At 37.2% G+C, this 20,429-nt stretch carries 12 protein-coding genes and 2 pseudogenes; 10 read left to right on the top strand and 4 right to left on the bottom strand.

The window, feature by feature from the left end:
* Positions 1-136: 136 nt before the first annotated feature.
* On the bottom strand, positions 137-2,029 hold the full coding sequence (gene dnaG / locus AC0QT1_RS05090) for a DNA primase (protein WP_473201778.1): 1,893 nt from the start codon (positions 2,027-2,029) through the stop codon (positions 137-139).
* A 135-nt stretch (positions 2,030-2,164) separates the two neighbouring features.
* On the opposite strand from dnaG, the gene AC0QT1_RS05085 reads away from it, so the two are divergent.
* From AC0QT1_RS05085 to carA, 5 genes are all read left to right on the top strand, one after another.
* On the top strand, positions 2,165-3,382 hold the full coding sequence (locus tag AC0QT1_RS05085; protein ID WP_473200307.1) for a mechanosensitive ion channel family protein: 1,218 nt from the start codon (positions 2,165-2,167) through the stop codon (positions 3,380-3,382).
* Positions 3,383-3,452: 70 nt separating this feature from the next.
* The gene (locus AC0QT1_RS05080; RefSeq protein ID WP_473201777.1) at positions 3,453-5,150 is read left to right on the top strand and encodes a Na/Pi cotransporter family protein; all 1,698 of its coding nucleotides are present in this window, start codon (positions 3,453-3,455) and stop codon (positions 5,148-5,150) included.
* A gap of 660 nt (positions 5,151-5,810) precedes the next feature.
* A complete protein-coding gene (locus AC0QT1_RS05075; protein ID WP_473200309.1) occupies positions 5,811-6,062 on the top strand; it encodes a GlsB/YeaQ/YmgE family stress response membrane protein in 252 nt (83 codons plus the stop codon).
* Between the two features lie 639 nt (positions 6,063-6,701).
* The gene (ubiC, locus tag AC0QT1_RS05070) at positions 6,702-7,220 is read left to right on the top strand and encodes a chorismate lyase (protein ID WP_473200310.1); all 519 of its coding nucleotides are present in this window, start codon (positions 6,702-6,704) and stop codon (positions 7,218-7,220) included.
* A 946-nt stretch (positions 7,221-8,166) separates the two neighbouring features.
* A complete protein-coding gene (carA, locus tag AC0QT1_RS05065) occupies positions 8,167-9,363 on the top strand; it encodes a glutamine-hydrolyzing carbamoyl-phosphate synthase small subunit (protein WP_473201776.1) in 1,197 nt (398 codons plus the stop codon).
* A gap of 167 nt (positions 9,364-9,530) precedes the next feature.
* Here carA and AC0QT1_RS05060 read toward each other — a convergent pair whose 3' ends face one another.
* On the bottom strand, positions 9,531-10,760 hold the full coding sequence (locus AC0QT1_RS05060; protein ID WP_473200312.1) for an MFS transporter: 1,230 nt from the start codon (positions 10,758-10,760) through the stop codon (positions 9,531-9,533).
* A gap of 350 nt (positions 10,761-11,110) precedes the next feature.
* Here AC0QT1_RS05060 and AC0QT1_RS05055 point away from each other — a divergent pair, with 350 nt between their 5' ends.
* The 4 genes and pseudogenes from AC0QT1_RS05055 to AC0QT1_RS05040 all read left to right on the top strand — a co-directional run bounded on the left by AC0QT1_RS05055 (position 11,111) and on the right by AC0QT1_RS05040 (position 16,511).
* Positions 11,111-11,950, top strand: a complete 840-nt coding sequence (locus AC0QT1_RS05055; RefSeq protein WP_473201775.1) for a DUF1460 domain-containing protein — start codon at positions 11,111-11,113, stop codon at positions 11,948-11,950.
* 246 nt (positions 11,951-12,196) lie between these two features.
* A pseudogene (locus AC0QT1_RS05050) lies at positions 12,197-12,277 on the top strand (DUF4102 domain-containing protein); the annotation flags it as partial.
* Positions 12,278-12,573: 296 nt separating this feature from the next.
* Complete coding sequence (gene carB, locus AC0QT1_RS05045; protein ID WP_473201774.1) at positions 12,574-16,059, top strand: carbamoyl-phosphate synthase large subunit; 3,486 nt, start codon at positions 12,574-12,576, stop codon at positions 16,057-16,059.
* Positions 16,060-16,301: 242 nt separating this feature from the next.
* Positions 16,302-16,511, top strand: a complete 210-nt coding sequence (locus AC0QT1_RS05040; protein ID WP_473200315.1) for a cold-shock protein — start codon at positions 16,302-16,304, stop codon at positions 16,509-16,511.
* 296 nt (positions 16,512-16,807) lie between these two features.
* Here the strand turns inward: AC0QT1_RS05040 and AC0QT1_RS05035 are convergent.
* Positions 16,808-17,038: pseudogene (locus AC0QT1_RS05035) on the bottom strand (Arm DNA-binding domain-containing protein); the annotation flags it as partial.
* Positions 17,039-17,538: 500 nt separating this feature from the next.
* Between AC0QT1_RS05035 and AC0QT1_RS05030 the strand changes: the two are divergent.
* On the top strand, positions 17,539-18,741 hold the full coding sequence (locus tag AC0QT1_RS05030; protein WP_473200316.1) for a pyridoxal phosphate-dependent aminotransferase: 1,203 nt from the start codon (positions 17,539-17,541) through the stop codon (positions 18,739-18,741).
* Positions 18,742-19,511: 770 nt separating this feature from the next.
* Here the strand turns inward: AC0QT1_RS05030 and AC0QT1_RS05025 are convergent.
* Positions 19,512-20,417, bottom strand: coding sequence for a LysR family transcriptional regulator (locus AC0QT1_RS05025; protein WP_473200317.1), 906 nt, complete (start codon positions 20,415-20,417; stop codon positions 19,512-19,514).
* Positions 20,418-20,429 lie beyond the last annotated feature (12 nt).

Raw genomic sequence — 20,429 nt, 5'->3', positions numbered from 1 at the left:
AAATCCAGCCGTCATTCTTTATAAAAATGTCGCTCTACATAAACTTCCTCATCTTAAGCCTTAGGTGACTGATTCGCATTAAAAAAGCGAATCATTTTATCGTATCTTGGTTATTCCCGTCTATTTTTTTATCCAACTAACTTCCAAATCCTTCAATTAACGCTTCTGTCGCTTGCATCTGTTCCAGCTCACTTTTTATCTCACGAAGCAGATTAAAGACCTCGCTGTTAGGATTCCTTACAAGTTGCTCTTCAATATCTTGTAATCTCTTATGTAGGTGGTGTTCTTGAAGATGCAAGTAGAGAGCCTGTTTTAATATAGCCCGAGCATCTTCTATAGGAGCTCCAATAAAAACAGTACGCATGCCAACATGTTGCACAAGATGTTTCATACGCTCTAACAGAGCTGTTTGCCCTTTTTCCTCTAAGAGCGCAATCATTGTTTCTTTATCATGAAGCTGCTGATCCCCAAGAATTTCTAACATAGATTGATGAAAACAGACTAATTGACTGTTTTGCAACTCCAATTCAGCAAGAACTTCAAAATTTTCATACCATAACTCAGGATAGTAAGCTAAAATCAACAAAATAACTGCTTCACGCAAAGGAATAGATTGCGACGAATTACGCACTATGTCAGAATTTTCCAAAACAGAAAAAGAGTGATCTTTTAGGATCCTATTGTGGGAGGGCTGTTGATACCGCCCTGTACTCTTTTTTTTCGAAAAAGAGGGACGAAAAAAATCAAAAAGCCGTTTTTTTATATCTTGCAAATAATAACGGCGTATATCTTGATCTTTAATTGTAAAAATTTGTTGTTTTAGTTGTTGTTCTAGCGTCGCCCGTGCTTCTGGAGTTTCAAAATTCTTTCCGTAAGCAGCACGCTGCCACAAAAGTTCAATCAACGGAATTGTTTTTTGCAAAAAAGAAGAGAAAAGTTGTGCACCACCAGCAGAAATAATTTCATCTGGATCTTTACCTTGTGGCAACAAAACAAAGCGCACAGAAACGCCTGATTTCAAAAGAGGCAGCACACGATCAGCAGCACGAAAAGCAGCTTTTAAGCCAGCATCATCTCCATCAAAACACAAAATGGGATCGGATCCCATCTGCCATAAAAGCTCAATTTGTGCTTCCGTTAACGCTGTCCCCAAAGGTGCTACCGCTCCTTCAAAACCAGCTTTAGTCAACGCGATGACATCCATATAACCTTCAACCACAACAAGTGAATGGATTTTCTCATCGCCAACGAAGCGGCTATTTTTGCGAGCTGATGCTGCATTATAAAGCATATTCCCTTTATGAAATAGCACTGTTTCAGGACTATTGAGATATTTTGCTGGTGTATCTTTCTCTAACGCACGCCCTCCAAAAGCCACCACACGTCCGCGTAAATCTTCAATGGGAAACATAATACGATTTCTAAATCGATCATAGGAAACCGTATTATCTTCACTCAATTTGAGCAGCCCACAATCTTCCATTTGTTTAATTGAAATTCCGCGCGCACTTAAAGCTTCTTTTAAAGCTGTCCGTTTCACTGGAGCAAAACCAATTCGAAAACGCTTTGCAAGTTCTGGTGTCACACCACGTGCATCAAGATAACGACGCGCATTCACACTGGCTTTATCATATAAGCTCTGTTGGAAAAAATCCGTAGCTATTTTCATAACATCATAAAGATCAGCCTTTTCCATTTGACGTTTATGACTTTGTGGATCAAAAAGAGGTAATTTGATCCCTGCAAAATCAGCCAAACGCTCTACACTTTCTGAAAAGTGCAACCCATCAAGCTCACAAAGAAAAGTAAAAATATCACCATTCACACCACAACCAAAACAATAATAGCGTCCTTTACGATCATCACAATGAAAACTTGGAGTCTTCTCACCATGAAATGGGCAACAACACCAAAAATCTCCTCGCGAAGGTTTACTTTTCTTGGGATCAAAGATCACCCTCTGGCCAATAACTGTTGAAATTGGCAATCTAGTGCGAAGGTCATCAAGAAAATCGGCCGAAAAACGCATTATCTCTCACAGAGTTTAAAAATTCTTTTTTGCATATTTAACCACTTTAGAGCATAATTCCAACACTTCCTTTTAAGCGATTGAAAAGTTTTAAAGGTTCAACCGCATATTTTTCAGAAATGGAGAGTAAAAAAAGTGATAAAATTTCTTGTTCAGTATCCTTTGCTAGAATCTATTGTTTGGCTCATTATTCTTATCATCATTGCGCTTTTAGTCAATTTTTTAGCACGAAGCCTTCTCTTTCACGGAGCAAAACGGCTTTCTTCTTTTCTCCCTAAAAATACTACCGCTGATATTGAATCCACTATTCGGTATATAGCGAACATTGTTGCAGCTTTTACTCTCTCAATCGGCATTAATTTTATCCCAACACTTCCTGATGCTCTCAACACTATTATAGGCAATGTTGCTAATGCCTTCATTATTTTTGTGGTTGCCCTTGCAATTTCTTCCCTTCTTAATGTTATTAATATCCTTTATGAACAACAGCCAACGGCGCGGTTAAAACCAATAAAGGGTTATATTCAAATCGCCAAAATTGCGCTTTTTACTGTAGCTACAATTCTCATGGTAGCGACATTAATTGACCGCTCACCACTTATCCTTCTCTCCAGTCTTGGTGCAATGGCCGCCGTCCTCATGCTGATTTTCCAAGATACACTTCTGTCTCTCATTGCAGGCATCCAAATTTCATCTACCGATATGGTCCGTGTCGGTGATTGGATTCAAATTCCCAGCCTCGATGTCGATGGCGATGTCACTGAAATTGCACTCCATACCGTTAAAGTTCAAAATTTTGATAAAACAATCACGACTGTGCCTATTCGTAAATTGGTAACCGACGCTTTTAAGAATTGGCGTGGCATGGAAGAAGCAGGTGGACGGCGTATTAAACGGTCGCTCTTTATTGACCAATCAAGCATCCGTTTTCACACAGAAGAAGAACAACAATATCTATCCCGATTTAATTTGTTAGAAAATTATTTCACACAAAAAATACCAGAAATTAATCAATGGAATACTCAATTAGATAAAAATCATGACGTGTTAGCCAATACGCGCCGTTTAACCAACATTGGAACTTTCCGTGCATATGTTGTTGCTTATTTAAAAAAGCATTTAAACATCGAACAAAACATGACCCTGATGGCACGACAATTACCTCCTACACCTGATGGTTTACCTTTGGAAATCTATTGTTTTACCAACACAACAAATTGGCTAGAATATGAACAAATTCAAGCTGATATTTTTGACCACCTTTATTCCATTCTTCCTAGTTTTGGTCTAAAGATTTTTCAAAATCCGAGTGGTTATGATTTTCGTCATGTATTAGAAACGAAAGAAAAGTAAAATAATGAGCTTCAATGCATGAATTTTTTACATCAACCTTATTTATAACAACAAAGAAAGAGAAAGTATCATGAATGGTTCATTGGTACTCCTTCATCTTGCCGGCGCTATTTCTTTACTTCTTTGGGCAACACGCATGGTACGCACAGGCGTTGAACGCGCTTATGGTGACAGGCTTAAATATAAAATGCGTCATGTCATCTCCAAACCATTGTTTTCTGTAAGTTTCGGACTTTTTTCAGCAATGATTTTACAAAGCTCTACAGCAATCACACTCCTTGTTGGTTCTTTTGTCGAATCTGGTTTTGTCTCTGGTGTAGCAGGACTGATGGCTGTCCGTGGAGGAGAATTAGGATCAGCATTTGTTGTCAAAATTCTTTCCTATGACCTTACTCTTGTTGTGCCACTGTGTCTTTTAATTGGCACAAGTATCTTCATGACAACTGAAAAACGTGAGTGGCGTCAAATGGGACGTATTATCATTGGCATCGGTCTTTTGATTTTATCTTTACAAATGATCAGTTCAGCCACTGAGCCTTTACGGGATAGCGCTCTTTTACCTAGCATCATTCGTTATCTTTCAACAGATCCTATTTCTACTTTTTTATTGGCAGCAGCACTCACTTATCTCTTACATTCATCCATTGCAGGAATCATCTTGCTGGTCAATTTTGCCAACTATGACCTTATACATGCCCAACTCTGTGTTGTAATGGTCCTTGGCGTTAATTTTGGTTCCTCTCTTATAGCACCGCTTTTAACACGCAATGCCTCCCCTAATGCCCGCCTCGTGCCCTTGGGGAATTTGCTCATGCGCGGAGCCGGTTCAATCTTGATCCTTCTCTTCTTTCTCTTCTTTCAACCACCAATCACATGGCTTGGCAATACCCCCTCTACTCAAGTTATCAACGCCCATATCATTTTTAACGTTTTTATTCTCCTTGCTGGAATACCACTCTCAACAGCGGTTTTAAAACTAACCACCACAATTGTTCACATCAGTACAAAAAAAACACAAAGTGATAAAACACTGAATTTATCTGATCAAACAGCTCTTGATGATAGCGTTCTTGAGCGCCCAACTTTAGCACTTTCTAATGTCATGCGTGAAGTTATCCATATCTGTGATCTTGTGGATATTATGCTAGAAAAGATCATGGGACTTTATGAAAAACCTGATCCCGATATCATCCGTGAGCTTAATCAGCTAAACACAATGCTGGACAAAAAGCATATTGCAATTAAACTTTATCTTGCACGATTAGCTGGACAAAAATTGTCTGATGAACAAGCCCTCCAAACTCAAGAACTTCTAGGTGCTTGTATAAAATTAGATCAAGCAGGAGACATCATTATTCATAATATGCTTATGCTTGTTAAAAAGAAACAACAAAAAGGTCTAAAGTTTAGTAGCGATGGATGGAATGATCTCTTGCGCTTCCATTCCATTGTTTTAGCCAATGCGCATATCGCATTTAATGTTCTTGTCTCACATGACACCCATACCGCACATTTATTGGTGCAGAAAAAAGACCAGCTCCGAAATTTAGAAAAAGAGATGAGTTTAAAGCATTTTAAACGCCTTCGTGAAGGTGACCTTAAAAACATAGAGTCATCCAGCCTTCATCTCGACACTGTACGCGATTTAAAACAAATCAACTCCCTTTTAACCTCAATGATCTACCCAATTTTAGAAGCGCAAGGACTTCTTCAAAACTCCCGCCTACGTAATCCTACTGAACAACAAACGTCTAAACCTTCACCTTGAGAATATTTGAACAATGAACATATTCCATCGATTATTAAATTTTGCGCATTCACGTCTTTAAATGTCTTTGTCCAATCAAAGCTTGCTAAAGACTAAACCGATCCACAGCACTAAGAAAAAAATGGAATATGAGAAAGATAAAACGCCATCGGTTTGCAAAAATTATAATATTTTTAAAGATTCAATTGACACAACAGTTTGTAAAAATTTAAAGAACAACAGCCCTAAAGATCACTTCAAGGATCATTGGTATCGTATGGACAAGCTTCCGTTCAAACTTCTCGAATTATAATTTTTCTTGTTTCTTTATTTATATCCTTTCAGTCTTTTTAAAACTTGTTAGAAGAGTTGGCAAAAAAATCTCCTCATAAATTCAATTTATATGCTCTCAATGCGCTTTTACAAACATTTTTTCTTTACGGAAAACAATTGCGAATTTCAGCATTTTTTGGTATTATGCGGGTAATGGTGTGTTTTTGTGATTTTAGAGATACAATATTGCACGTATAAGATGTTCGCATCAATTGAGAAAACAGCAAAGTAAAATATAATAAAGTTTTCAAGAGGAGCATTCCTCTATCTATCCCCAAGGCAAAAGAGTTAGCCTTGATCTTTGTCGAGCTTACCCTAGTTTTAAGATTCAGGCAAAGGAGAATATAAATGGAAGACGCAAATATCGGCTGGATTGCAGCTATTATTATCGGCGGCCTTGCAGGTTGGGCTGCGCAATATTTTATGAAAAGCCAAACAGGAGTTTTTCTAAACATTATCTTAGGAATTATTGGGGCTATATTAGCCAGTTTTGTTTTTGGCCTTTTAGGCGTAAGCTTTGCTGGTTGGTTTGGCTATCTCATTTCAGGTTTTATAGGAGCCTGCATTCTTATATGGATAGGAAGAAAAGTTCGCTCGTAAGACACCTTTTCATTTTTTCAAGGCACTTTTGGGTGCTAAACGAGAAAATTGAAATATCGTTGCTGTAGCTTTTTAAATTACCGCGAATGAGCAAGTGAGGGGTGGGTGTTTTAGCAATATTTTTGCATTACCATCCTTTTTGGGTCATCATCCCATCCCTTTGGGATCACCGTTATTTTGTTGTTAAACTAAAAGCGATACAAAGCTTTTGCACCTTACCATCCTCAATCGCTATGCTACAACCTATTTATATCAGCAAAGATAACAGTGTTCTTTCACTGTACTAGCTTCCTTTTAAAATTAGCGTTCAAAGATCACTGTTTTTAATATCTGATTTCTTCAACACATACCTCTCCTAAATTTTGATCTAGGAAGAAAGAGATGTTAAAAATTTTATTCTACTCTTTTTTCAGTATCTTTTATTTTCGTTTTTTATCAATTAAAACTTTTCTAAAATCATTGAAATATGCTTCTGGAGTATAAAGAATAAAAGCCCCTTTTAAAGGTTTCCGATTCAATTTTTCCTTTAAAACTTTTTATTTAAAATCTTGCTGCCTTTGCATTTCTGTATTAGATTGCAAACATCTTTTTATACTATTCAGTATAGTATACGGAATACGGTTTTAGATGTGGAGTAAAATGATGTCTGAACCCAAAGATTCCATCTTGCCACCTTTACAGTGGCTACCTGATCAAAACCACCTCATACCAGAAAATATCCGTGACTGGCTCATGGAAACGGGTTCGATGACACTTCGATTGAAAAAACACTGTACCTGTATACGTGTCGAACCACAACGTGAATGTTTCATTACACGGGATAAACTAAAAGAGGAAGCGAAACATCTCCCTGAGAGCTCACGTTACTGGTTACGCGAAGTTATCCTGATGGGAGACAATCAGCCTTGGCTTCTTGGACGCACGATAATCCCGCAAGAAACTCTCTTCGAACACAATCAAGAACTGATGCATTTGGGAACTAAACCATTGGGACACTATCTATTTAAAAGTGGCAAATTAACCCGCGATTACATTCATATCGGACAAAACGGCGCATTGTGGGCGCGCCGTTCTCGTTTGCGATTAAAGGATAAACCACTGCTGCTAACCGAATTGTTTTTAACGGCTTCACCACTTTACACAACAAATCCCGCATAAATAAAGAAAGTAACATCTTAAAGAAGAGCATAAAATAGATCACAGATGTTTTTACTCATTAACAAAAAACACTCATTCTCTTCTTTTAACGCCCTCATTTACATTAATTTTTTCTAATGAGTTTCACTTCTTACCTTTAGTTTATATATCTATGTCAAGAATTGCTTATTATAATTACAGATGCACTTTGTTGCTCAATAAACTTTACTGAATTTTTTATGAAGCTCTTACCAATTCTAGAAAAATTTATTTTCCCTATACCTGTATAGTATTTTCCCTTAAGTACACCATAAGCTGTCACAGTTCACTTCATTTTCTCTCTTTCTTTTCTTGTACCAACCCTACGGAAAGGACTTTCCTTTCTTCCATCTCATCAAGTTAATGGAGAAGAATTTTATAAATAACTCCCATCCCTTTGTTTTTTCTAGCAATTTTAAGCAACTAAACTCTTTATAAAGCCCCATTGGCATTGTATTTTATTTCATTTTTTTGATTTGTTTTCTGAATTTCAACTAAAATAAACTGTATATAATGATCTCTCACTTCTGATTTTTCTTCATCATAATAAAGAAATATCACGATCTCTCAATCTAGTGATTGACTAACCCAAAAGAACGGCACGATACATACTCTTCTACACCTTCAAAGCAGGCTTGAGAGCACCACCAATCTTGTCAGACAACGTAAATTACCCTAATTTTGTTCAATCAGAAAATAATTTCTCAGCAATCATTAAATTATTCTATGTCTTACATTCATTGCATGGTAAAAAATAATTAATATCGATGATTTTAGAAAATTTAAAAACAGGACTTTACCTCTTCAGGGAATGTACCTATACTCTCTTTCTCAAGCAAAACATTACAAACAATATACACAAAAGCTGTTACACTTTTGTGGGATGTTGATTGGTATACCTTTCAGAAATAAATTGTAGGCGCTCACTATGACACAAACTATCCCATCTCGCGATCCTTGGAGTATAAAAAAACCTACAGCTCTCTTAGTATTAGCCGATGGAACAGTTATTGAAGGTAAAGGAGCAGGTGCTACAGGCGTTGCTGAAGGTGAAGTTTGTTTTAACACTGCTATAACAGGCTATGAGGAAATTCTTACAGATCCATCATATACGCAACAAATTATTAATTTTACATTTCCTCATATAGGAAATGTAGGGACGAATAGTGAAGATATCGAAGATCTCACGCCCCTCAACTGTCATGGCGCAGTCGGTGCTCTTTTCAAAGCAGACATTACGCAGCCCTCCAACTATCGTGCAAATGAAAACCTGCATCAATGGCTTAAAGCACGTAAAATTATTGCACTTTGCGGCATTGATACACGGGCACTAACCATTCTTATCCGAGAAAAAGGTGCTCAAAATGCTATTATTGCACATAATCCTCATGGGAATTTTGATATCCCTTCGTTAAAGAAGCGTGCACAAAAATGGTCTGGTCTCATCAATCTTGACCTTGCAAAAGGAGTTACATCTCAATCCTTAAGACAATGGAATGAAAAACCATGGATCTGGAATAAAGGCTATAAGACAAACAATGTGCACAATATTCATATCATTGCAATCGACTATGGCATTAAGCGTAATATTCTTCGTCTTATGGCGACACAGAATGCACGCATTACCATCGTGCCTGCCCATACAAATGCAGAAGAAATTCTAGCAATGAACCCTGATGGTATTTTTCTTTCCAATGGTCCAGGCGATCCAGCAGCGACAGCGCAATACGCCGTTCCAACTATTAAGACGTTAATTGATCATAATTTACCGCTTTTCGGCATATGCCTTGGTCATCAACTTTTAGCCCTGACTCTTGGAGCAAAAACCATAAAAATGCACCAAGGACATCATGGTGCCAATCATCCTGTTAAAGATCTGAACACCGGAAAAGTTGAGATTGTATCAATGAACCATGGTTTTGCTGTAGATGCTAGCTCTTTACCACCACATGTCCAAGAAACACATATTTCCCTCTTTGATGGTTCAAACTGTGGCATTCGCATTATTGGAAAACCAGTTTTCTCTGTTCAACATCACCCTGAAGCTTCCCCTGGTCCACAAGATAGCCATTACCTCTTTCAACATTTCAGTGATCTTATCATGAATTATAAAAAGATAGCTTAATTGAAATGCTTTTCTTTTGAGCTTCTTTCCCTAAACCATGTTCTTTCATTTCGCAAAAACATATTACTTTTCAGTATAACTATAAATGTGATCTTCTTTTAGAGCTCATAAGCTTTCTTTACCTTATGAAGCTTGGAAAAATTCTCATCAATAAAAACTTTAAAGAATTAGCGGACCCGTAAAGCAAAAACTATCGTAGTAACGATAAGGACACAAAAGCCTCCCACAAAAGGAGCACCAGAAAAATAAAAGTCCGCATCTTCATGTGTAAATTGTTCGAAAAGAAACATATAAAAAATGGGACCAAATATTAAACTCAATGAAACAACTGATGTCATCGCTCCATGCAATTCTCCTTGCGCATTCGCCGGCACCTGTGCTGAAGCAATAGCGCGCATAGGCGCATGAACAAGGTATTCAAGCATAGTACACGCAAAAACCAAGTAAATCATCCAGCCTTGAATTGCAAATGTGTAGCCAACCATAGCAACCAATGCAAACAGGAGCCCCAACATCGCAATATGCCAATTGCTCCATCGCTTAGAAAAATAAGGCAGAATAAGAGAGACCACAATAATCTGACCTATACCGAAAACACTATAAGATAATCCTATAGAAAACGTGCTCCAATTGTAACGTTCTTTAGCAATAAATGCCCAAATGCTTGGCCATAGAGATTCCGCAAACCAATAAAGAAAAAAAACTAATAACATCCAAAGAGCTTTGGGATATTGTCTGAGTTGCAAAAAAGCACCTAAAGGATTTGCCCGCTTAATATCAAAGGAGCGCCTATTGCATATAGGAAGCGTTTCTGGAAGCATAACCCATGAAAAAATGAAATTAATAAGAGAAAAACCGGCCGCAAAATAAAACGGAAGACGTGGACTGAATTGACCTAAAAAACCGCCTATAAATGAGCCTAAAACAAACCCAAGCCCAGATGCAATTCCTAACAGACCAAAATTGCGGGTGCGAGTTCTATCGTCAGATAGATCAGCAAGATAAGCTGTACAGAGTGCAAAACTAGCACTACTTATCCCTGACAAAAGACACCCAATAAGCAACAGAGAATAGCTCCACGCTATAGCAAAGATAAAATTATAAAGAGCAAAACTGATAATAGAGATAAGCAAAATAGGACGTCGACCATAACGATCAGAGAGATTGCCAATAAATGGAGAAAATAAAAATTGCATTGCTGAATAAGCCATAAGTAATCTTCCTCTTTCCCCAGAAACCTTGCTAATATCCTTTCCTGTCAACTGAGCAAAATATTCAGGTAAAATAGGGTTAATGATTGCGATACTGATAAAATCCAATAACAAAATAATAAAAACTAAAATAAGCCCACGATGGGTAAATTTTGAATCAAGTTTTTGATTACTTATAGCCTGCAAATTGTTTTCCTTACAATTCTAAACTCTATCTGCTATTAAAGCTACATAACATATTCTCACAAAAACTATAACGAAAGTAAAAACAAAAAAATATCAAAAATTCTCATTGTACTAAATGCGCAAAACTATAAGTTTATAAAGAATCATATTTTTAAAAAATTTCTTTTAATGAATTAAATGCATACAAATTATATTATAACAATTCACCGACAATTCTCTTCAAATAAAAATACTGCTGATAAAGATGCTCTATAAAAATAGAAAATGATATTTTACTCTATAATAATTAACGCAAGATAATATGACTAACGCAAAAGAAACTCTTTGTTAAATTTAAAAATGGTGAAAAAATGCGAAAAATATTCCAATTCATTTTAATTTCCGCGTTGGTTACAGGATGTGATTTTCAGACATCTGACGGAAATAAAGAAACGCCTGAAAACAAAACGGAAACACAGCAAAAAAAACAAGTAAATCTAGATCCCTATACTTTAAAGAAACTCAATATTCTTCTTAAAGAACGCTCGAAAATCGATAACCACGAGACAGGAAAAATGATTGATTTTCTATCAGGAGCTTTTTTAGGAATACCTTACCAAGCAAATATGTTGCATGGTTCAAAAAACGTACCAGAAGAACTCATAATTGATTTTAGAGGTTTAGATTGTTTCACTTATCTAGACTATGTTGAAGCATTACGGAAATCAACTTCGCAAACAGAATTCATAAATAATGTTATCAAAACGCGTTATGTTGATGGTAATATAAACTTTTTGAAGAGGAAGCATTTTTTCACTGACTGGGCTTATAGAGAATATAAACTTGCAAATGACATCACCGCACAGCTCAGCCCCTATGCAGTAAACACTGAAAAATATCTCAATAAAAAAGCTGACGGTGGAAACTACCTTCTCGGATTACCAATTGTTAAACGCAACATAACTTATATTCCAAGTCATTTTATTAATGAAGAGGTTATAAGTCATTTACAAACCGGTGATTTCATTGGTATATACACCAAACTTGCTGGATTGGATGTAACCCATGTGGGTTTTTTCATCATGACAGAGAATGGTCCAATATTCCGAAATGCTTCTTCACGAAAAGAAAATGAAAAAGTAGTGGATTCCCCTTTTATGGATTATGTAACAAAAACACCAGGAATTATTGTTTTAAGAGCCCTCAAATAAACTTATATAGGGACAGAAATGTTCCTTATAATACTAATATTTACTCAAATTATCCAAATTCGTGTCATATCTTTATACAGCACATTGTTTTATAAGGATAATTTACTGTTTTACATAATGGATGAGAAGCCCGAATATCCTAAGATTCTCTCATTTCAATTCTGCTTATCTTGTATCAAACCATCCCCTTGCCCATCACACGTGGGAATATCGTATGGATAAAAACCTGTTAGAAAAGGAATAAAAATATCTTTAATGAATCGTCTTAATGCAAGAGCTATCGCAACATTGGGCGATAGTCAATATAATGATCGTGCCAGCTTATTACGATAAGAGTTTTGATCATATTTTGAATCATAACACGAGAAAATTTTGTTCTAATTTTGCATCTTGATAAAATAAACAACTTAGTATCAAGACTTATTCTTTACAATTCTCAATTTTTGACCATAAAGAAACTCATATTCAAAGCTATTAATTTTGACTTCTCTGAAAAAAAACATGGAAAAGGCATTTTATGGCTTACTTTCTTGATCACTTAACCTATAAAACAATTTTAGCCTTAAAATTTAAATATTCTGCCTGACGCAATTGCACACAGATGTTTGTCATAGGAAAAAACCATGCCAAAACGCACAGATATAAAATCTATTCTTATTATTGGAGCAGGACCTATTGTTATTGGTCAGGCATGTGAATTTGACTATTCAGGCACACAAGCTTGTAAAGCATTAAAAGAAGAAGGTTACCGAATTATTTTGGTTAACTCTAATCCTGCCACCATTATGACAGATCCAGATTTAGCTGACGCAACTTATATTGAACCCATTACTCCTGAAATAGTTGCCGAAATTATTGCTCGTGAACGTCCCGATGCTCTTTTACCAACTATGGGAGGGCAAACGGCCCTTAATACCGCCTTATCATTAAAGCGTATGGGGGTTTTAGACCGCTATCACGTTGAAATGATAGGGGCAAATGCCGATGCAATTGATAAGGCTGAAGATCGTGCTTTATTTCGCAAAGCGATGGCAAAAATTGGTTTGGAAACACCACGATCTATGTTAGCTAATGCAACAGAACTTAAAGAAGAAAATCGACGCCAACACGCAAAGAAGCGCGATGAACTTAAAGCGAAACTTTCTGGTGACGCTCTTGACCAAGCACTAGAAGATCTTGAACGCAATTGGCGTCATACAGAAGCTGAGCGTAAGCAACATTATATTGCACATGCTACTGCAAAAGCAGTTCAAGCTCTTGATATTATTGGTCTTCCAGCGATTATCCGTCCTTCATTCACCCTTGGTGGTACCGGCGGTGGAATTGCGTATAACCGCTCTGAATTTTATGAAATTATTGAACGAGGGCTTGAAGCTTCCCCAACTACAGAAGTTTTGATTGAAGAGAGTGTTTTGGGATGGAAAGAATATGAAATGGAAGTTGTTCGCGATAAGAACGATAACTGTATCATTGTTTGCTCCATTGAAAACATTGATCCCATGGGTATTCATACTGGCGATTCGATTACGGTAGCCCCTGCCCTCACCTTAACGGATAAAGAGTATCAATGTATGCGCAATGCTTCAATTGCTGTACTGCGTGAAATTGGTGTTGAAACGGGTGGGTCCAATGTACAATTTGCTGTTAATCCTGAAAATGGACGCCTCATTGTTATTGAAATGAATCCACGTGTTTCCCGCTCTTCAGCGCTTGCCTCAAAAGCAACGGGTTTTCCCATTGCCAAGGTAGCGGCTAAATTGGCAGTTGGCTACACACTTGATGAATTAAAAAATGATATCACAGGCAGTGCAACACCGGCATCATTTGAACCTTCTATTGACTATATCGTTACCAAAATTCCTCGTTTTGCTTTTGAGAAATTTCCTGGTTCATCAACTGTCTTAACAACTGCGATGAAATCTGTAGGAGAAGTGATGGCAATAGGACGCACTTTTCAAGAATCGCTGCAAAAAGCGCTCCGTGGGCTTGAAACTGGACTTACCGGTCTTGATGAAATTGTAATCCCTGAACATGCTGAAGGTGATGAAAAGAGTTCTATACGCTCTGCCATAGCCATACCAAGTCCTGATCGTCTACGCTACATTGCTCAAGCAATGCGTACGGGCTTACCCTTAAATGAAATCCACCAAATCAGCAAAATTGATCCATGGTTTTTGGAACAAATAGCCTCCATTGTTGACATGGAACAATACATCCGCACCCATGGACTACCCAAAGACGCAGAGAATTTACGCATGTTAAAAGCTATGGGTTTTTCGGATGCGCGTTTAGCCACCCTTACGGGACAAGAATCTGCTAATATTGCTGCTCTGCGCAAATCCCTGAATGTTAGAAATGTTTTTAAACGGATTGACACATGTGCAGCTGAATTTTCTTCACCGACAGCCTATATGTATTCAACGTATGAAGTTCCCTTTGCAGGTGTAGAACAATCAGAAGCACAAGTTTCTGAACGCAAAAAAATTGCTATTTTAGGTGGAGGACCAAACCGTATCGGCCAAGGCATTGAATTTGACTATTGTTGTTGTCATGCTGCTTTTGCGCTCCGTGATGCAGGCTTTGAAGCCATTATGATTAACTGCAATCCAGAAACCGTTTCGACAGACTACGATACCTCTGACCGTCTTTATTTTGAATCTTTAACGGCAGAAGATGTTATTGCTATTTTAGAAACAGAACAGCAAAAAGGTGAATTGGTTGGAGCCATCGTCCAATTTGGAGGGCAAACACCACTGAAGTTAGCAAGCGCACTAGAAAAACAGAATATCCCCATTTTGGGTACTTCTCCTGAAGCCATCGATTTAGCAGAAGATAGAGATCGCTTTCAAAAATTGTTGTTTAAACTTAACTTAACACAGCCTCAAAATGGTATTGCCCATTCAATTGAACAAGCACGCCTCATTGCCCATGAGTTAGGTTTTCCATTGGTTGTACGTCCTTCTTATGTTCTAGGAGGACGTGCTATGCAAATTATCCGTGATGAGCGTAGCTTACAAAATTATTTGCTTGAGAGTGTCCTTGAATTGGTTTCAGAAGATATCAAAGCCCGTTATCCCAACGACAAAACAGGACAAATCAATACATTGCTTGGTAAAAATCCACTTCTCTTTGATACCTATCTAACAGAAGCAATTGAAGTTGATGTTGATTGTCTTTGCGATGGAGAAAAAACACTGGTTGTTGGTATTATGGAGCATATTGAAGAAGCTGGTATTCACTCTGGTGATTCAGCATGTTCACTACCAGTCCATACACTTTCTCATAAAACAGTAGCTGAATTAGAGCGCCAAACAATAGCATTAGCACAGGCACTTCATGTTCGTGGTCTAATGAATGTACAATATGCCATTAAAGATGAGACAATTTATGTCTTGGAGGTCAATCCGCGTGCTTCGCGTACTGTTCCTTTCGTCGCAAAAACGATTGGTCGTCCCATTGCTAAAATGGCCGCACGGATTATGGCAGGAGAAACGCTCGATAAAGCTCTTCAAGCTTACGGTGGACTACCCTCTCTGCCGCAAAAACAACATATTGCTGTCAAAGAATCCGTTTTTCCTTTTGCTCGTTTTTCAGGTGTCGATACACTTCTTGGTCCAGAAATGCGCTCAACGGGTGAGGTCATGGGACTTGATTATGAATTTGCTCTTGCTTTTGCTAAAGCCCAACTTGGAGCGGGTATTGAGCTACCAAAAGAGGGAACATTGTTTGTTTCTGTAAGAGATGAAGACAAAAAGCGTATCTTAAATCCTGTAAAATTTTTATCTAAGCTTGGTTTTACTGTTTTAGCAACAAGTGGAACACAAAAATTCCTGACCGAACATAATATTGAGGCAAAAAAAATTAACAAAGTCCTAGAAGGGCATCCTCATATTGAGGACGCCATTCGTAATCGACAAATTCAATTGATTTTTAATACAACCAGCACTGCCAGTGCTATTTCCGATTCGAAATCCTTACGCCATGCAGCACTCATGCAAAAAGTCCCCTATTATACAACCGTAGCTGGAGCCGAAGCTGCCATGGAAGCTATCAAAGCACTGAAAAAAAAGGACCTTGGAGTGCGTTCACTGCAAAGCTATTTCACTTGAACTTTTTACCATGATGCAAAATACTCTCTCTCAATTTTTTTATATAAAAGTACCAATTAATTCTTGCTTTTTATCTCAAAAACTCTTATAGAGTTCTTATCGAACTTTCGGTTATGTGACTTTCTTTCCTGTGCGATCTGCACTTTCGACGAAACTTCTCCCACCTAATTTCGATCTAAAATTGTATTGGAGGCTTTTTGACTTCAATGCACAACATAATTATATATTCTAAGGAGTTTCCTATGTCTACAGGAACAGTTAAGTGGTTTAATACAACAAAAGGCTTTGGATTCATTCAGCCGAGTGATGGAAGTGCAGATGTCTTTGTACACATTTCCGCTGTTGAGCGTTCTGGTTTAAATAACCTTAATGAAGGACAAAAGATTTCTTATGACGTTCTTCAAGATCGTCGTTCTGGAAAATTTGCTGCTGGAAATCTTGCAGCACTTTAATCTTTCAATTATGCAATATGCTTTAAAAACCTTCGTTTGCAAAAACGAAGGTTTTTTGCTTTTTACAAAACGCATTCAAAAATCGTATAAAAGAAAAAACTTTTTATCGAATCGCTAGAAAATACGTCTAACCTGTTAGTTTTTTTTGAAGAATCATCCGATAAAATATCGTCTTTTATCATATCTTTTTATTGTAATGAACAGCAATGAGAGAGATCGGTACGGATAAAGAGAGCATAAACCATTCTAGATTTATATTCAGAGCCCTTGATAAATTTTTCTAAACTTGTGTCATCTTCACGAAGAACAGAGCACCATTGGGTTGCACATTCACGGGTTTGTTTTAAAGGGATGTCTCTTAAAGCACCCAAACCCATTTCATGACGGCGCCCATGAATGGTATTCTGATAAATCCATCGAGCACCACCATCTTTACGTTTGTGAAGGTACAAGCCGACCCTATCATACTATTCACCGGCCCCAATGTTGCGACAGCCCTTGCTCTTCAGACGATTCATAAGAGGCATTTTTACTCCTTTCTTCTCTATTTTTTATCCACACAATAATCCCACTTGTGATGTGCAACGAGATAGTTTTAATTGATTCAAAATGAAATAAGATGAAAGAATCTTACAATATTCGGGGGTATGATACAAGTTATAAAAATAATGATTTATCTTTATAAATCAATCCGTTGTGTTATTTATTCCACACAAAGATGCGTAACATTTACCGCTCCTGTACACTTTCTTAAGGATAGAAGAAAATTTCCAGTCCTCATTCTCATAAAAAAACTTTTCTTAATAAACCGTAAAACCTTTGCTAAGCTTTAACCCTTGATGAAAAATTTTTTATGAGAATATTTTCGTTGTTTGTAAATAAAATACTACAATTATCTTTTGAAGCCTTTATTCAAGCACATAACACTAAAGAATTTTTTTGCAATTTTTTATTGCATACAATGTAATCTCTTATAAAATACCTCAAATCAAGAATTATTTGCTTCTATCATCTAAGGATTGGAATCATGGCTTTTATCGCCGAAAGGCTTTTTCATATCAAACCTTCTGCAACAATTGCTGTTTCTCAAAAAGCACGTAATTTGAAAGCGTTAGGTCGTGATGTTATTGCTTTAAGCGCTGGAGAACCCGATTTTGATACACCAGATAATATCAAAAACGCTGCCATTGAAGCTATTCAACGGGGAGAAACAAAATATACCCCCATCTCTGGAATTCCAGAATTACGTCAAGCAATTGCAACCAAATTTAAAAGAGAAAATAATCTTAACTACCAACCAGAGCAAATTATTGTTGGTACCGGTGGTAAACAAATCCTCTTCAATGCGTTGATGGCAACCTTAAATAAAGGAGATGAAGTCATCATTCCCTCTCCTTATTGGGTCAGTTATCCAGAAATGGTTACACTCAATGGCGGTACACCTGTCTTCGTAGAAACAAAAGCTGAGTTTTCTTATAAACTTCAACCGCAAGAGTTAGAGGCTGTTATCACGCCTAAAACCAAATGGTTTATTTTTAATTCTCCTTCAAATCCATCAGGTGCGGCTTATACGCACAATGAATTAAAAAAGCTAACAGATGTTTTAATAGAATATCCTCATGTTTATATCCTCACTGATGATATCTATGAACATCTAACATATAACGGTTTTACCTTTGTCACTCCAGCAGAAGTAGAACCGAAGCTTTATGAGCGCACACTCACCATGAACGGTGTTTCTAAAGCTTATGCCATGACAGGTTGGCGAATCGGTTATGCAGGGGGACCACAGGAATTAATTAAAGCCATGGATATCATTCAAGGTCAGCAAACATCCGGCACAAGTTCTATCTCACAATGGGCTGCCGTCGAAGCACTTACTGGTCCCCAAGATTTTATTGCTCAAAATAAAAGTGTTTTCCAAGCGCGCCGTGATCTCGTCGTTTCCATGTTAAACCAAGCTCCTGGTATTCACTGTCCAACACCAGAAGGCGCCTTCTATGTTTATCCTTCCTGTGCAGGACTCATTGGAAAAAAAACACCGGAAGGTAAAGTGATTTCTCATGATGAAGACTTTGTCATAGCACTTCTAGAAGCAGAATCAATCGCTGTCGTTCATGGATCTGCTTTTGGACTAGGGCCAGCTTTTCGCATTTCTTATGCGGCATCGGAGAAGTTGCTTGAAGAAGCTTGCTTACGTATCCAGCGCTTTTGTCATAGTTTACTTTAAAAAGCGCTTTCCCTCTTTCTTGCTGATCAAATTTTTTGAAAGAGTATTGACCGTTAGACTATGGCATAAATAAAGAGAGGCTGTAAAAATGTGTCCCAGTGAAACTGTATGAAGATAGAAACCAAGAGCAAATTTAAAAAACTGAAGTGTTCTACTCAAAAAGATGAAACAGGTGTAATTTTAAAAATGAAATTTTTACATATTTTTCCCCCATATTGAGACCTATACTTTCAGCTATTTTACTTTTATCATCAAGAAACAATTCTTTTTGAATGTTTTAATCATCTTAAATGATCAGCACTAAAAAAGCTTTTATAGGCTCGTAAAATATACACTGCTTCACTCAATTTATGCACTGAAAATTGAACGCTTATAAAAACTACATCTCTCATTCAAAGCTGTTTTGTTTTGCAATGATCACTATAATCCTAAGCTTCTCACCCACCTTGATGTTTCCTAAAAAATTGTTGGACTTTCATAAAACTTGTGAAAATTTTTCGTTACTGTCTTCTAAAAGATTTAAAAGATTTGCATTTTTAAATGCTTATTTCAAAAGCTAAAAAAAAGCCGGACAAATGTCCGGCCAATTTGGAAAATCTCCAGAGACAAAATCAATCTGGCAGACTTTCATAAGGGAACACTCAAGAAAATGCAATGGGAGGCAAACATAATCAAGAGATAATACTCTATGTCATTTTATCAGAAGAATCACAAGAGAGACTTCAGCGCATCTGCTATGCAATAAACACATAGCTTAAAATACTGTCTCTTTAAAAGGACCACTGACGCGCTTTTAAAAAAATATAATCTCGAAAAGCTTTCAGCTTTGCCAAATTTTTTAAAGCATAAGGATAACAAAAAAAAGTATCAAAGGAAGGAATATCAACCATATCAGGAAAAAGGCGCACAAGTCGCTCATCATTATTCACGATATAATCAGGAAGCACAGCGATACCAAGATCACATATAATCGCTTTCTTTATTGAAATAATGTTATTAATTCGTAAGACTGAAAGGCGCAAAGAATTATCATTTCTACCAGCCTTTTCCAACCAATTCAAACCAGCCAAATAGTGTGGAATAGGTTCTCCAAATGAAATAATACGATGTGTATCCAGTTCAGACAATGTTTCTGGTTTCCCATAGTTTACAATATAATTTTTTGAAGCATAAACATGCATATGAATTGTAAAGAGTTTTCTTTGTATAAGGTCAGGCTGTTGAGGCTGATGCAAACGAACAGCACAATCTGCTTGACGCATCGTTAGATCAAGTTCTTTATCATCAAATAAGAGTTGAACCTGTATATCTGGATAAAGGCTAAGGAATTCTGGCATACGCTCGACAAGCCATCCTGCCCCCACTCCAAAAGTTGATGTAATCCGTAGATCCCCTGTTGGTTTTTCACAACTTTCACTTAATTGTGAGCGTGCACTCTCAAGCTTCATCAAAACATCATGCGTTGTACGATAAAGAATTTCACCCTGCTCCGTTAAGATTAATCCACGCGCATGACGCTGAAATAAACATACACCGACATCTTGCTCCAAAGCTGAAACCTGCCTCGAAATAGCTGATTGAGATAAATGAAGCTTTTTAGCTGCATGTGTAAAAGAACCTGCTTCTGCCGTAGCATGAAAAACCCTTAGTTTATCCCAATCCAACGGTGATGTCACAATTTGACCTCT

The organism is Bartonella sp. P12B (genome assembly GCF_055796185.1).
The sequence above is the reverse complement of the archived record's forward strand: the minus strand, read 5'-3'. Positions and strand labels throughout refer to the sequence as shown.

Bases quoted from the DNA above. Each gene is read 5' to 3' on its own strand.
- AC0QT1_RS05075 (WP_473200309.1), top strand. From the start codon at position 5,811: ATGGAAGACGCAAATATCGGCTGGATTGCAGCTATTATTATCGGCGGC.
- carB (WP_473201774.1), top strand. From the start codon at position 12,574: ATGCCAAAACGCACAGATATAAAATCTATTCTTATTATTGGAGCAGGA.
- carA (WP_473201776.1), top strand. From the start codon at position 8,167: ATGACACAAACTATCCCATCTCGCGATCCTTGGAGTATAAAAAAACCT.
- AC0QT1_RS05030 (WP_473200316.1), top strand. From the start codon at position 17,539: ATGGCTTTTATCGCCGAAAGGCTTTTTCATATCAAACCTTCTGCAACA.
- ubiC (WP_473200310.1), top strand. From the start codon at position 6,702: ATGATGTCTGAACCCAAAGATTCCATCTTGCCACCTTTACAGTGGCTA.
- AC0QT1_RS05055 (WP_473201775.1), top strand. From the start codon at position 11,111: ATGCGAAAAATATTCCAATTCATTTTAATTTCCGCGTTGGTTACAGGA.
- AC0QT1_RS05080 (WP_473201777.1), top strand. From the start codon at position 3,453: ATGAATGGTTCATTGGTACTCCTTCATCTTGCCGGCGCTATTTCTTTA.
- dnaG (WP_473201778.1), bottom strand. From the start codon at position 2,029: ATGCGTTTTTCGGCCGATTTTCTTGATGACCTTCGCACTAGATTGCCA.
- AC0QT1_RS05040 (WP_473200315.1), top strand. From the start codon at position 16,302: ATGTCTACAGGAACAGTTAAGTGGTTTAATACAACAAAAGGCTTTGGA.